Origin of the sequence: Micrococcus sp. KRD096, from assembly GCF_017168495.1 — a bacterium.
Lineage (GTDB): Bacteria > Actinomycetota > Actinomycetes > Actinomycetales > Micrococcaceae > Micrococcus > Micrococcus luteus.
Genome location: NZ_JABFAY010000015.1, coordinates 170,496 through 184,350 on the forward strand (window position 1 = coordinate 170,496; position 13,855 = coordinate 184,350).

Annotated in this window: 13 protein-coding genes; 3 read left to right on the forward strand and 10 right to left on the reverse strand. The window is 73.9% G+C overall.

Annotated features, from left to right (window positions below; translation table 11 throughout):
* Window positions 1-4: 4 nt before the first annotated feature.
* Window positions 5-622: a TlpA disulfide reductase family protein gene (locus J1M41_RS06965; protein ID WP_036317264.1), complete on the reverse strand. Its 618-nt coding sequence runs from the start codon at window positions 620-622 to the stop codon at window positions 5-7.
* 154 nt (window positions 623-776) lie between these two features.
* Entirely contained in the window at window positions 777-1,451 is a 675-nt protein-coding gene (locus tag J1M41_RS06970; protein ID WP_036317266.1) for a histidine phosphatase family protein, read from the reverse strand.
* 125 nt (window positions 1,452-1,576) lie between these two features.
* On the opposite strand from J1M41_RS06970, the gene J1M41_RS06975 reads away from it, so the two are divergent.
* Window positions 1,577-2,317, forward strand: a complete 741-nt coding sequence (locus J1M41_RS06975; protein ID WP_036317269.1) for a hypothetical protein — start codon at window positions 1,577-1,579, stop codon at window positions 2,315-2,317.
* Window positions 2,318-2,323: 6 nt separating this feature from the next.
* Here J1M41_RS06975 and J1M41_RS06980 read toward each other — a convergent pair whose 3' ends face one another.
* The 3 genes from J1M41_RS06980 to J1M41_RS06990 all read right to left on the reverse strand — a co-directional run bounded on the left by J1M41_RS06980 (window position 2,324) and on the right by J1M41_RS06990 (window position 4,204).
* Entirely contained in the window at window positions 2,324-2,593 is a 270-nt protein-coding gene (locus tag J1M41_RS06980; RefSeq protein WP_070709880.1) for a glutaredoxin family protein, read from the reverse strand.
* Window positions 2,594-2,688: 95 nt separating this feature from the next.
* Window positions 2,689-2,787, reverse strand: coding sequence for an AURKAIP1/COX24 domain-containing protein (locus J1M41_RS06985; RefSeq protein ID WP_005504750.1), 99 nt, complete (start codon window positions 2,785-2,787; stop codon window positions 2,689-2,691).
* 163 nt (window positions 2,788-2,950) lie between these two features.
* Window positions 2,951-4,204 carry an acetoin utilization protein AcuC gene (locus tag J1M41_RS06990; protein ID WP_206451425.1) on the reverse strand — a complete coding sequence of 418 codons (1,254 nt, stop codon included), beginning with the start codon at window positions 4,202-4,204 and terminating at the stop codon, window positions 2,951-2,953.
* A gap of 135 nt (window positions 4,205-4,339) precedes the next feature.
* Between J1M41_RS06990 and J1M41_RS06995 the strand changes: the two genes are divergently transcribed.
* Together J1M41_RS06995 and J1M41_RS07000 are read left to right on the forward strand one after the other, a co-directional pair.
* Window positions 4,340-5,815 (forward strand): potassium transporter TrkG, encoded by a 1,476-nt coding sequence (locus J1M41_RS06995; protein ID WP_206451426.1) that lies wholly within the window; start codon window positions 4,340-4,342, stop codon window positions 5,813-5,815.
* Complete coding sequence (locus J1M41_RS07000; RefSeq protein WP_178329098.1) at window positions 5,808-6,485, forward strand: TrkA family potassium uptake protein; 678 nt, start codon at window positions 5,808-5,810, stop codon at window positions 6,483-6,485. Before J1M41_RS06995 ends, J1M41_RS07000 begins: the two co-directional genes overlap by 8 nt.
* Before the next feature lie 15 nt (window positions 6,486-6,500).
* Here the strand turns inward: J1M41_RS07000 and proC are convergent, their stop codons facing one another.
* The 5 genes from proC to J1M41_RS07025 all read right to left on the reverse strand — a co-directional run.
* Window positions 6,501-7,331: a pyrroline-5-carboxylate reductase gene (proC, locus tag J1M41_RS07005; protein ID WP_206451427.1), complete on the reverse strand. Its 831-nt coding sequence runs from the start codon at window positions 7,329-7,331 to the stop codon at window positions 6,501-6,503.
* A complete protein-coding gene (locus J1M41_RS07010; RefSeq protein ID WP_206451428.1) occupies window positions 7,328-8,215 on the reverse strand; it encodes a sugar phosphate isomerase/epimerase in 888 nt (295 codons plus the stop codon). Before J1M41_RS07010 ends, proC begins: the two co-directional genes overlap by 4 nt.
* Window positions 8,216-8,217: 2 nt before the next feature.
* Window positions 8,218-9,240 carry an exopolyphosphatase gene (locus J1M41_RS07015; RefSeq protein ID WP_036341216.1) on the reverse strand — a complete coding sequence of 341 codons (1,023 nt, stop codon included), beginning with the start codon at window positions 9,238-9,240 and terminating at the stop codon, window positions 8,218-8,220.
* 5 nt (window positions 9,241-9,245) lie between these two features.
* Window positions 9,246-12,080 carry a type I DNA topoisomerase gene (topA, locus tag J1M41_RS07020; RefSeq protein ID WP_206451429.1) on the reverse strand — a complete coding sequence of 945 codons (2,835 nt, stop codon included), beginning with the start codon at window positions 12,078-12,080 and terminating at the stop codon, window positions 9,246-9,248.
* A gap of 142 nt (window positions 12,081-12,222) precedes the next feature.
* On the reverse strand, window positions 12,223-13,855 hold a 1,633-nt coding region (locus tag J1M41_RS07025), incomplete at its 5' end, for a methyltransferase (protein WP_206451430.1).

Genomic DNA, 13,855 nt, shown 5'->3' on the forward strand with positions numbered 1-13,855 from the left:
CCACTCAGGCCGCGGCCTCGTCCACCACGGTGGTCAGCAGCGCGCGCAGGGTGGACTCCTCCACGGCGCCGAGCACCCGCGCGGCCACGCGGCCCTCGACGTCCAGGACGAGGGTGGAGGGCACGGCCTGCGGGGGCACGTAGTCGGTCATGTTCAGGAGCACGTCCCCGCGGGCGTCCTCGATGGACGGGTAGGGGATCTCGAAGGTGCGCTCGAAGGCCTGCGCGGTGGTGACGGTGTCCCGGACGTTCACGCCGAGGAACCGCACCCCCTGCGGGGCGAACTGCTCGTGCAGGGAGACGAGGTGGGGGGCCTCGACGCGGCACGGCGCGCAGGCGGCGTACCAGAAGTTCAGCAGGGCGGGGGTGCCGCGCAGGCTCGCGCCGGTCACGGGGGTGCCGTCGAAGAGCTCGGCGGCGAACTCCACGGGGGCGCCGCGCTCGGCGGGGGCGATCTCCAGGACGGAGCCGTCGCCGGCGATGTAGTTCTTGCCGTCCGCGTTGCCCGCCTGCCGCGCGAGCGAGTCGTCACCGCCCGAGCAGGCCGCGAGCGCCGGCGCCAGGCTGGCGAGGGCGAGGCCGGTCAGCAGGGTGCGGCGGGACGGACGGGGCGGGGTGTGCATGGCGTGACTGCCCTCCAGGGGATGCGCGGCGCTGGATTCCGGGGACCTGGGGAGTCTACTGTCCGCCCCGCATTCTGACTGAACCCTGGACGTCACACCCCCACCCCGTGGGAGGCCGCGGCCGGCGTCGTCGACGCCGGCCGCCGTCGGGGCCTCAGGCGCCCGGCAGGGAGGAGGCGTCCTTGAGCAGGGCCTGGTTCGGTTCGTGGTACTCGACGCGCGGCACCCTGCGCCCTTCCTCGTACACGAGCGAGGTCACGGAGGTCAGCGAGCACTCACGCCGGCGCGGGTCGTGCCACAGCGGACGGCCCTCGACGGCCAGGCGCGTCACCCAGATCGGCAGCTGGTGCGAGACGAGCACGGACTCGGCGCCGGGCCCCTCGGCGGCCACGGCCTCGCCGCGGAGCCGGTCGACGACGGCCAGCATCCGGGCGGCCTGCGCGCGGTACGGCTCGCCCCAGGACGGGCGCAGGGGATTGCGCAGCCGGGGCCACAGCCGCGGGTTCCGCTTCAGCGACGCCGCCACCTGGGACATGCCCTCGAAGGCGTTCTCCGCCTCGATCAGGTCCGGCTCGGTGACCAGCGGCAGGTCGAACGCGGCCGCGATGGGCGCGGCGGTCTGCTGCGCGCGGGTCAGCGGGGAGGCGGCGACGACGGCGGGCGCCCGGCCGGTCTGCGCGGCACGCTCCTCGAACCACGCGGCCACGCCCCGGGCCATCTCGTGGCCGAGCTCCGAGAGCCCGAACTCCGGCAGGCGGCCGTAGAGGACACGATCGGGGTTGTGGACTTCTCCGTGGCGGACCAGGTGGACGGTGGCGAGCGTCTGCATGGGGCCAGTCTGGCAGAGGCGGACCGGTGGCCCCGGCGGTAGCGTGGGGCACAGCTCGGCGCGACCGCGCCGCCACCCCCGTCCGCACCGAGACGCCGCGAGCGTCGGCGTCGCTAGGAGGCCCCATGTCCGGCACCTCGCCCACCGATCCCCACGGCAGCCAGAACCCGTACGGCGCCGACCCGTACGGCGCCGTCCCGCAGGGGTCGACCCCGGGCTCCCCCGACCCGGCGGGTGCGAGCCCGTACGGCCAGAACCCCTACGGCGCACCGCCGGCGACTCCGTACGGCGCCCCGGGCCAGGCGGGGATGCCCCAGGCCCCCTCCCCCCACGGCCCGGCCGGCTGGCAGTCTCCCGGCCCGGTCGAGCTGCCCCCGCGGCCGCGCTCCCTGACGGCCGCGTTCTGGCTGATCGTCTCGGGCGGCCTCCTGCTGCTGGCGACGACCCTGCTGGCGGCCTTCGCCCTCACCCAGCCGGAGGGCCAGGCCGCGATCCAGCAGGAGCTGGACCGGTCCGTCGAGCAGATGGATCTGCCCGCCGACCAGGCGGAGCAGATGCGCGCCATGATGGACGGGATGCTCCCGGCCCTCGCCACGACGGCGGCCGTGTTCGGCGTGCTCGCGTTCCTCGTCTACCTGTGGGTGGCGTTCGCGATCCGCGGCGGCTCGCGCGCCGCGCGCATCGTCGGAACGGTGCTGGCGGCCCTGTCCGTGCTGGTGCTGGTCTCCAACGCCGTGATGGGGGCGTTCAGCCCGCTGGACCTGGTGTGGGTGGGCCTCGGCGTCGCCGGCATCGTGCTCGCCTACCGCCCGGACGCCACGGAGTACATGCGGCTGAAGGCCTGGCAGCGCTTCGCGCGCCGCTGAGCCCGCTCAGACCCGCGGGGCGTCCAGGAGACGGCCCAGGCGGGCCGGGTCCACGCGCCAGAAGTCGCGCTGGACGCCGTCGACGAACAGCACGGGCACCTCGTCCGCGAACCGCTCGAGCAGGGCCGGGTGCGCGGCGCCGTCGACGGCCTCCCAGGCCTCGCCCCGCGCGTCGCACACCTGCGCCACCGTGGCCTCGGCCTCGGCGCACAGGTGACAGCCGGGCTTCACGAGCAGCTGGACGCGGGCGGTGGCGGCGGGCAGGTCGGCGGTCATGGCCCCACTCTACGGATCGCCGTCCACGACGAAGCCGCCGTCCCCCCGGAAGGGGACGGCGGCTTCGTCTCGTCAGCGCCCGGAGGGCGCGGGCGTCACTTCTTGTTGCGACGCTGGTGACGGGTCTTGCGAAGCAGCTTGCGGTGCTTCTTCTTCGACATGCGCTTGCGGCGCTTCTTGATCACAGATCCCATGGGGACTCCTTGAATCGGGGCGAGGGTCGGCGGTCGTGGGACCGCAGGCATCCGGGGCGCCGGACACGCCGACCCGCATTCCACCGGATGTGGAACGCCTGGAAACGTTCTCGGCCACAATACCGGCCGCACGGGCCGCGGTCGAACCGGGACGCGGGCCGGCTCAGTCGAACCAGGGGTCCAGCCCGTGCAGCGGGAACACCTCGCGGCGCGTGGCCATGATCGACTGGTCCACCGGGTCGGCCGGGTCGTAGCCCACCTCCCACGAGCGCCACCACACGTCCGCGTCCTCGCCCATCACGGTGGGGATCCGCTCGGCGTCGTCCCCCACGTGCACGGACATGTCCCCGGTCAGCTCGTCCGCGGTGAGGGCCCGGACGTGCTCGATCCAGGCGGCGGGGATCTCGCTCTTCACCGGGATCGGGGTCTGCAGGACGGCGGCGGTCAGGTGGGCCCACGCGCGCGGCACCACCCGCAGCGGGTTGTAGCCGCCACCCCCGGTGGCCAGCCACCGGCCGTGCGCGAACCGGTCGGCCCAGTCGCCGACGTCGAACGCGAGCTGGCGCTGGCCGTCCACGGTCAGCCGCAGGTCGGCGAGCGGGTCCGTGAGGTGGCCGTCGCAGCCGTGCTGGCTGACCAGCACGTCCGGGGCGAACGCCTCCAGCAGCGGCGGGACCACGGCGTGGGCGGCGCGCAGGAAGCCGGCGTCGCCGGTGCGCGGGGGCAGCGCGACGTTCACCGCCGTGCCCTGGGCGGCCGCGCCGCCGATCTCATTGGCGAAGCCCGTGCCCGGGAACAGGCTGATGCCCGTCTCGTGCAGGGAGATGGTGAGCACGCGGGGGTCGTCGTAGAAGACCGACTGCGTGCCGTCGCCGTGGTGCGCGTCCACGTCGACGTAGGCCACGCGCTCCGCGCCGAGGTCCAGCAGGCGCTGGATGGCCACGGCGCAGTCGTTGTAGATGCAGAACCCGGACGCCGAGGACCGGGCGGCGTGGTGCATGCCGCCCGCGAAGTTCACGGCGCGGTCCACCTCGCCGGACCAGATCGCCTCCGCGGCCACGAGGGAGCCGCCCGCGATCCGGGCGGCGGACTCGTGCAGGTCCGGGAACACGGGACAGTCCTCGGTGCCCAGGCCGAAGCGGCCGTCCTCGGCCGACGACGTCGCCGCGGCCCGGCGGACGGCGGCGACGTACTCGGGGTCGTGGACGAGGGCGAGCTGCTCGTCCGTGGCCACGGGCGGCTCCACGATCCGCACGTGGGGCGCGTCCAACAGGCCGAACGCCTCCACGAGCCGGTGCGTGAGGTCCAGCCGCAGGGGCGCCATCGGGTGCTCCGCGCTGAACCGGTAGCGGAGCAGGCTGGAGTCCCACACCACAGCGGCGGGGGTGGGAGCGGGAGGGGCGGACGTGGTGCTCATCACGGTCCAGCCTAGGGCTCCGGGCGGCACGGTGGCGACGATCGCCTCGGATGTCTCGCCCGCGTGACGCGCGGGCCACGGGGCGCGCGATACTGGGAGCCGGTCCGTTCCCCGTCCCCGTGCAGGAGGTGCCCCGTGGCAGGTCCCCGTCCGACCCCGCACGCCCGCCGCCGCGGCGGGGTGCGCCGGCCCGGCGGACTCCCCCGGCCCGGCCAGGCCTCCACGCTGGAGTCCTCGACCGACCTGCGCACGGCGCTGCGGCGCTCGGGCCGCGCCGTCAGCTCCGTGGTGGGCGGCTCCCCGGCCCGCGCCGCCCTCTCCGCCTTCGCCCTCATGGCCCTGGTGTTCACCGGGCTCCTCGCCCTGCCGTGGGCCGCGGCGGACGGCCACGCCACCCCCCTGCACGACGCCATGTTCACCGCGGTCTCCGCCTTCTCCGTGACCGGTCTGACCACCGTCAACACGGCCGTGCACTGGTCCCCCGCGGGCCAGGTGATCATCCTCGTGGCCATCCAGATCGGCGGCCTGGGCATCCTCTCGATGGCCTCGCTGCTCACGCTGGCCGTCTCCCGGCATCTGGGCCTGAGATCGAAGCTGGCGACGCAGCAGGCGGGCATGACCTCCGGCAGTCTCGGCGAGGTCGGCCAGCTGCTGCGCGTCGTCGTCCTGACGGTGCTGACCGCCGAGGCCGCGCTGGCGCTCTTCCTCGTGCCGCGGTTCGCGGCCATCTCCGGCTCGTGGCTCACCGGCCTGTGGCACGGGGTGTTCTACTCGGTCAGCGCCTTCAACAACGCGGGGTTCAGCCTGCACGTGGACGGCCTGCCGGAGATCATGCACGACCCGGTGATCATCACGGTGCTCGGCGTCGGCGTGTTCCTCGGTGCGCTCGGCTTCCCCGTGGTCATGGTGCTGCTGGAGAAGGGGTGGCGGTTCCGGCAGTGGAACCTGCACACCAAGCTCACGGTCGAGGTGACGCTGGCACTGCTGGTGCTCGGCGCCGTCGCCCTCTTCTTCTTCGAGGCGGACAACCCGGCGACCCAGGCCGGCATGGGCTTCTGGCAGCGGGTCGGGCACTCGCTCTTCGGCTCCGTGATGACCCGCTCCGGCGGCTTCGCGATCGACGACACGAACGCGCACCAGCCCGAGTCCCTGCTGCTCATGGACGCGCTCATGTTCGTGGGCGGCGGGTCCGCCTCCACCGCGGGCGGCATCAAGGTGACCACGCTGGCGATCATGTTCCTCGCGATCGTGGCGGAGGCGCGCGGCGACCGCGAGGTGACGGCGCACGGCCGCACGATCGCCCCCGAGTCCCTGCGCGTGGCCATCGCGGTGCTCGCCCTCGGTGCCACCCTCGTGCTCGTGGCCACTCTGGCGCTGGTGCACATCACCGACGAGTCCCTCCAGCGGCCCCTGTTCGAGGTGATCTCCGCGTTCGGGACGTGCGGGCTCTCCGTGGGCGTCTCCGCGGAGAGCCCACCGACCGGCAAGTACGTCCTGACGGCCATGATGTTCGCGGGCCGCGTTGGTACGATCACGTTCGCCGCCGCCCTGGCCCTGCGCCAGCGGCGCGTGCTCTACCGCTACCCCGTCGAGAGGCCGGTCATTGGCTGACACTCCGCAGCGCACCGATCCCAACGCCCCCGTGCTCGTCGTGGGGCTGGGCCGCTTCGGCGCCGCCACGGCCGAGGAGCTCGTCGCCCAGGGCCGCGAGGTGCTCGCCGTCGAGCGGGACCCCGTCCTCGTGCAGCGCTTCGCCCCCTCGCTCACCCACGTGGTGGAGGCGGACGCCACCGACCCCGAGGCCCTGCGCCAGCTCGGCGCGCAGGACTTCTCGACGGCGGTGGTCGGCGTGGGCACCTCCATCGAGGCATCGGTGCTGATCACCGTGAACCTCGTGGACCTGGAGATCCCCCACATCTGGGTGAAGGCGATCAGCGAGGCGCACGGCACGATCCTCAAGCGGATCGGGGCGAACCACGTGATCTTCCCCGAGCACGACGCCGGCGTGCGGGCCGCCCACCTCGTGAACGGGCGCATGCTCGACTTCATCGAGTTCGACGACGACTTCGCGATCGTGAAGATGTACCCGCCGGCCGAGTGCGTGGGCTTCACGCTCGGCGAGTCCCACGTGCGCTCCAAGTACGGCGTGACCGTGGTGGGCGTGAAGACCCCGGGCGAGGACTTCACCTACGCCCAGCCGGACACCCGGGTGGGCCCGCGCGACACCCTCATCGTCTCGGGCCACACCGACCTCATCGACCGGTTCGCGGCCCGGCCCTGAGGCACGCCGGAACCGTCAGGCCCCGAACTCCTCGGCCATCTCCTTGTCGCGCTGCGCGGCCGCGTCCATGGCACGGTTCACGAGGTCGCCCATGCCCCCGTCCAGGAACGCCTCCACGGCCTTCTCGGTGGTGCCGTTCGGGCTCATCACGGCCTTGCGCAGAGCCTCGGCCCTGGCCCCCTCCTGCTGGAGCATGATGCCGGCGCCCTTGACGGTGGCCGCGGCCATGGCCTCGGCGGAGGCGGCGTCCAGTCCCATCTCCGCACCGTGGGCGGCGATCAGCTCGGCCAGCAGGAACACGTAGGCCGGGGCGGAGCCGGCGGTGGCCACCACGGCGGAGAGCTGCTCCTCGGCCACCGGCACCACCAGGCCGGAGCCCTCGAAGAGGGCGCGCACGGCGGTGGTCTGCTCCTCGGTGACGCCCGGCCCGGGGGCCACGCCCACGACGCCGGAGCCCACCGTCAGGGGCGTGTTCGGCATGGTCCGCACGATCGGCTGCCCCGCCGGCAGCACGGCGGCCATGGTCGCGGAGGTGACGCCGGCTGCCACGGACACCACCACGGTCTCGGGGCGCAGCGACGGCGCCAGGTCCGTGAGGGTGGCGACCATGTCCTTCGGCTTCACGCCCACCAGGACGATGTCCGCCTCGGCGACCGCGGCATGGTTGGCGCGTTCGTCCCGCTCCCGGGAGGTCACGGTGACGCCGTGCTGCGCGGCGGCCTTCTCGGCGGAGGCGGTGGAGCGGGTGGTGGCGGTGACGTCCTCGGCGCGCACGGCGCCGGCGTCGAGGGCTCCGGCGAGGATCGCGCCGGTCATGGTGCCCAGGCCCAGGATGGTCAACTTCATGGTCGGTCCGTCTCCGTCGTGGTCGGGCGCGGGGCGCCGTCGTCGTCGTGGTGGTCGGTCCCGCCGGCGGCCAGATGCTCGCGCGCGAACGCGAGCGAGGCGGCCAGCTTCTCCTCGCGCTGGCCCGCGTACTCCACGCCGCGCGTGCCCACCTCCACGCACACCGTGCCGGCCAGGCCCGCGGTCGCCAGGTGGCGCAGGGTCTCGGCCACGCGCTGCGTGCCCTCGCCGGGGGCCAGGTGGTCGTCCTTGCCGGAGTCGTTGCCGTCGGTGAGGTGGACGTGCCGCAGCCGCGGGCCGAGCTCGCGGACGGCCGCCAGGGAGTCCGCCCGCGCGATGGCCGCGTGGGAGAAGTCCCAGCAGATGTGCTCGTACGGCTCGGGCAGCGGGTTCCAGTGCGGCAGGTACATCTTGGCCTCGCGGCCGTAGGCCCGCCACGGGTACATGTTCTCCACGGCGATCACGACGCCGGTCTCCGCCATGAGCTCGTGGATGCCCTCGGCGAAGCGCACCGCGTACGTGCCCTGCCAGCGGAACGGCGGATGGGCCACCACGGTGGCCGCGCCCACGGCCTGCGCCAGCTCCACGGAGCGGCGGATCTTGGACCACGCGGAGCCCCAGACCTGCTGCGTGAACAGCAGGGTGGGCGCGTGGATGGAGTCGATGGGCATCCCGTGCCGCTCGGACAGCCGCGTCAGCCGCCGCGCGTCCTGGCTCCACGCGTTGTGCGTGACCATGACCTCCACGCCGTCGTAGCCGAGGTCCTCGGCGGTGGCGAACACGTCCTGGGTGCCCAGGGGGAACACGGACGAGGAGGACAGGGTCACGGGGATGTCCGCTCCGAAGCGCGCCGCGGGGGCCAGGTGCGCGGTGGAGTCCGGCATGGTCAGCGCACCCCCAGGCTCAGTCCCGGCAGGAGGGTGTCCGGGTTGAGGTTCACGTGGCCGACGCCGGGCCGGCCGTCCCGGGTGAGGTGGCCCTCGAGCATGAGCGCGTCGAGGCGGTTGAGGATCAGGCCCTCGCGCAGCGCCCACGGGCAGATCTCGAGCTGGGCGATGCCGAACGTGCGCATGGCCGTCAGCGCGACGATCGCCCCCGCGAACACCTGGTGCGCGCGCACGTCCGAGACGCCGGGCAGCTCCGCCCGCTCCGCGACGGTCATCGCCGCGAGGCGGTTCACCCACAGGTGCAGGTCGTCCGCGCGCAGGTGCCGCTTCACGAAGGGGCCCGCCGCCGACGGCGCCGCCCCGGTGATCCGGGCGAGGGAGCGGAACGTCTTCGAGGTGGCGGTGACCACCACGGGCGACTCGATGCGCGGGAAGGCCGTATACGCCTCCTCGAGTCGCTTCTCCACGTGCTTGCGGAGCTTCTTCACCGCCTTGGGGCTGGGCGGGTCCTCGAGCACCCAGTCGCGGGTGAGGCGGCCGGCGCCCAGCGGCAGGGACAGGGCGTGCGAGGGCAGCTCGTCCTGGCCGTAGGCGATCTCGAAGGAGCCGCCGCCGATGTCGAAGTTCAGGATGGAGCCGGCGCCCCAGCCCTGCCAGCGGCGCACGGCGAAGTACGTCATGGCCGACTCCTGGTCCCCCGTGAGCTCGGAGAGGTGCACACCGGTCTCGGCCTGCACGCGGGCCAGCACGGCGGCGCCGTTCGCGGACTCGCGGATCGCCGAGGTGCAGAACGAGATCATGTCCTCCGCCCGATGCTCCTCCGCGAACGCGGCGGCCTCACGGACGAAGTCCACGAGCTCCCGCTGTCCCTCCTCCGTGATCGCCCCGTCGGCGTCCTGGTAGCGGATCAGCGGAAGGGAGCGCTTGTGCTCCGCGTAGGCGACGGGGCGGGCCCCCGGGTGGGCGTCCACGAGCAGCAGGTGGACGGTGTTGGACCCGATGTCCAGGACGCCGAGGCGCATGGCGCTCAGGCCTTCTTCCGCGCGGTGGTCTTCTTGGCCGGGGCCTTGCGGGCCGCCGGCTTCTTGGCACCGCCGCGGGTGGCCGGGCCCTTGGCACGCTTGTCCGCGAGCAGCTGGTAGGCCTCCTCCGCCGTGAGCTCCTCGGGCTGACGGCCGCGCGGGACGGTGATGTTGGTGACCCCGTCCGTGACGTACGGGCCGAAGCGGCCCTCCTTCACGGTGACCTTCTTGCCGGAGACCGGGTCCTCGCCGAACTCGGCCAGCGGCGGCTTGGCGGCCCCGCGGCCACGCTGCTTCGGCTGGGCGTAGATCTCGAGGGCCTGCTCCTGCGTGATGCTGAAGATCTGGTCCTCGGACTCGAGCGAGCGCGAGTCCGAGCCCTTCTTCAGGTAGGGCCCGAAGCGGCCGTTCTGGGCGGTGATGACCTCGCCCTCGGCGTCCGCGCCCACGACGCGCGGCAGGGACATCAGCTGCAGCGCCTGCTCGAGGGTCACGGTGTCCACGGACATGCTCGTGAAGAGGGAGCCGGTGCGGGGCTTCTCCTTGGCCGGCTTCTTCTTCGGCTTGGGCTTGCCGTTCTTGTAGTACTCGGTGGGCTGGGCGTCGAGCCAGGCCTGCAGCTCCTCCTCGGTCATCTCCGGGATGACCTCGGTGACGTAGGGCCCGTAGCGCCCGTCCCTGGCGACGACGGTCCGGCCCGTCTCCGGGTCCGTGCCGAGCTCGCGCTCGGAGGGCTGGGCGGTGGCGAACAGCTCCTCGGCCTTGGCCGGGGTGAGCTCGTCCGGGGCCAGGTCCTCGGGGACGTTGGCGCGCGGCGGGGTGGCGCCCGCCTCCGCGTCGGCCGGCAGCGACCGCTCCAGGTACGGGCCGTACTGGCCCACCCGCAGGGTGATGTCCTCGGTGATCGGCAGCGAGTTCACGGCTCGCGCGTCGATCTCGCCGAGGTTGTCCACCACGTGCTTGAGGCCCTCGACGCCCTTCTCCGTCTCCGCGGCGGGGGCCCCGAAGTAGAAGGTCTGCAGCCAGGCCTCGCGGCCGAGCTCGCCCGCGGCGATCCGGTCGAGGTCGTCCTCCATGCGGGCCGTGAAGTCGTAGTCCACGTACTTCGCGAAGTAGTCCTCGAGCAGTCCGATCACCGCGAACGCGGTCCACGACGGGACGAGCGCGGTGCCGCGCTTGGACACGTAACCGCGGTCCATGATCGTGGAGATCGTCGGGGCGTACGTGGAGGGCCGCCCGATCTCGCGGCGCTCCAGCTCGGCGACGATCGACGCCTCGGTGTAGCGGGCCGGCGGGGAGGTCTCGTGCCCGGTGGCCTCGATCGGGTCACCGGTGAGGCGCTCGCCCTGGGCCACCTGCGGCAGGCGGCGGTCCTTGGCCTCCGCGTTCTCGCCGTCGACCTCGGCGTCCCGGCCCTCCTCGTACGCGTCGAGGAAGCCCTTGAACGTGATGACGGTGCCCGAGGCGCTGAACTGCGCGAGGCGGCCGTCCTGCGCGGTGGCCGAGAGCCGCAGCGTGGCGGTGTAGCCCTTGGCATCGGCCATCTGCGAGGCCACGGTGCGCTTCCAGATCAGCTCGTACAGGCGGAACTCGTCCGGGCGCAGCTCGGCCTTGACCTGGGCCGGGGTCCGGAAGGAGTCCCCCGCGGGCCGGATGGCCTCGTGGGCCTCCTGCGCGGTCTCGTTGCGCTTGGCGTAGACGCGCGGCTGGGCCGGCACGGCGTCCGCCCCGTAGAGCTCGGTGGCCTGGCGCCGGGCGGCCTGCACGGCTTCCTGCGAGAGGTTCACCGAGTCCGTGCGCATGTACGTGATGTAGCCGTTCTCGTACAGGCGCTGGGCCACCTGCATGGAGACGCGGGAGCTCATGCGGAGCTTGCGGGCGGCCTCCTGTTGCAGCGTGGAGGTGGTGAAGGGGGCGGCCGGGCGGCGGGTGTACGGCTTGTCCTCCACCGAGTCGACCGTGAAGTCCGCCCCGCGCAGACCCTCGGCCAGCGAGCGGGCGCCGGCCTCGTCCAGGTGGGTCACCTTCTTGCCGGCGGAGGCCTTGAGCCGCCCGGCGTCGTCGAAGTCGCGGCCCGTGGCCACGCGCTCGCCGTCCACCGTGCTGAGGCGGGCCGTGAACGAGCTGCCCACGGCGTCCGCGGCCTGCGCGCCCTCGGCCACCGTGAAGGTGCCCTCCACGCCCCAGTAGTGGGCGGAGACGAAGGCCATGCGCTCCCGCTCGCGCTCGACGACGAGGCGGGTGGCCACCGACTGCACGCGGCCCGCCGAGAGCCCGCGGGAGACCTTGCGCCACAGCACCGGCGAGAGCTCGTAGCCGAACAGGCGGTCGAGGATGCGGCGCGTCTCCTGGGCGTCCACGAGGGCCGTGTCCAGCTCGCGGATGTTCTCCAGGCCTCGGCGCACGCCCTCCTGGGTGATCTCCCCGAAGGTCATCCGGTACACCGGCACCTTGGGCTTGAGGGTGTCCAGCAGGTGCCAGGCGATGGCCTCGCCCTCCCGGTCCGCATCCGTGGCGAGGTAGAGGGCCTCGGCGTCCTTGAGCTCGCGCTTGAGCTCCGTGACCTTCTTCTTCTTGTCCGGGTGCACCACGTAGTACGGGGTGAAGCCGTGCTCCGTGTCCACGGCGAACTTCCCGAACGGGCCCTTCTTCATGTCCGCCGGCAGGTCCGAGGGCTTGGGCAGGTCGCGGATGTGCCCCACGGAGGAGTCCACCACCCAGCCGGAGCCCACCGCGTTGAGGTACTTCGCGATGGACTTGCTCTTGGCCGGGGACTCCACGATGACCAGCTTCTTGCCCTCGGGGACGGAAGCGGTCACGGAAGCGGGGGTAGTGGACAACGGGTCCTCCTGGGACGGGATTGCTGCGGGTCCGGGGCCGACGCGAGCCGACCCGTGTCCGCCGGGGGCGGACGTCCCCACATCGTAGGGCGCGCTGACCACGATAACGCCCGGCGTCCCCGCGCCCGCCACCACCCGATCGTCAGCCCTCCACCAGGAAACCGTCCTCGTACAGCTCCCGCAGCGCGGCCAGGAGGCCGGCCCGGCCGGCGTCGTCCAGCTCCAGCAGCGCGGCGACCGCGCCCACCAGCTGCCCCACGGACAGCTCGCCGTCGCTGGCCGACAGCACGCCCGCCGTCGCGGTGTCCAGGCGCGCCACGCGCCGGAACCCGGAGCCCTGCCGGGCCAGGATCACCTCGGGGTGCTCCGCCCCGAACCGCTGGTGCCGCTCCTCCGTGACGTCCGCGGCCACGCGCAGGTGCAGGCCGCGCAGCGCGGCCAGGGCCGGGTCCCCGACGGCGTCCCCGGCCCCGGCACCGGAGGCGAGCCGGTCCCGGCGGGCGACGGCGGCGGCCCACGCGGCGCCGAGGGCCTCGTCGACCGGCTGGGTCAGCTCCTCGGTGACCACCCACCCCCGGCCCTGGGAGCCGTCCGCGGCGGGCCGGCGCAGCCACACGTGGCCGAAGCCCACGCCCGCGACCCCGCGCGCGGCGAAGTCGTCCAGGTAGCCGCGGTAGGCGGCCTCATAGGCGGGCGGGTCGAGCTCGAGCGAGGAGTCCTGCAGCCACGTCTCGGCGTAGCCCGCGGGGTCCTGCCGGTCGCGCTGGAGGAACCAGGCCTGCATCTCCGGCGCCACCCACGAGCGCGGGCGCGCGTCCCACGGTGCGGTGTCGGCGTCGGCGGTGTCTTCCGCCGGGATCTCCCAGTTGGCGAGCAGCTGCGCGGTGCCGCCCTCGGCGAGCACGTCCGGCAGGGTCGCGATCAGCTCCGCGACGATCCGGTCGCCTTCGCGGCCGCCGTCGCGGTAGGTCAGCACGGGCGCGTCCGGGTCCGTGCGCGGGGTGATCACGAACGGCGGGTTCGAGACGACGAGGTCGAACCGCTCCCCCGCCACCGGCGCCAGCAGATCGCCGGCCGCCAGCCGGACCCGGTCCTCGAGCCGTTCCCGGTCGAGGCCGAGCACGTCCGCGTTGAGCAGCAGGTTGAACCGGGTGAAGGCCAGGGCGCGCTCGGACAGGTCCGTGGCGGTGACGTGGTCGGCGTGGGCGAGCAGGTGCAGGGTCTGGATCCCGCAGCCCACCCCCACGTCGAGGGCGCGGGCCACGGGACGGCGCTGCGTGGCGCCGGCGAGCGTGAGGGAGGCCCGGCCGACGCCGAGCACGTGCTCGGGAGGCAGCGGGCCGCGCCGCTGCAGGGCCGTCAGGTCCGAGGCGATCCACATCCGGCCCGGCTCGTCCGCCTCGTACGGCGAGAGGTCCACCGCGCCGCGCACGCGCCCGTCCGGCCCTTCGACGACGAGCCCGGCCGCCACGGCCCCGGCCAGGCCGAGGCGGGGCAGCGCGGCGTCGAGGTCGGCGGCGGGGACGGGGTCGCCGAGCAGCCAGGCCCCGACGGCGGCGGCGAGGCCCCGCGTGCCGTGGCGGTCGCCGGGGCCGGCTGCGTCGTCGTGCCGGCCGGGGCCCGCCAGGTGACCGGCGACGACGCGGCGGGCGGCCTCGGCGTGCTCGCGGTCCAGGGCGAGCGTGGCCACGGGTCCGAGCAGCCCCTCGACGGCGGCGGTGGTGAACGGCAGGGCCGCCAGGTCCGCGGCGAGGGCCACGGCCGTGGCCGGGGTC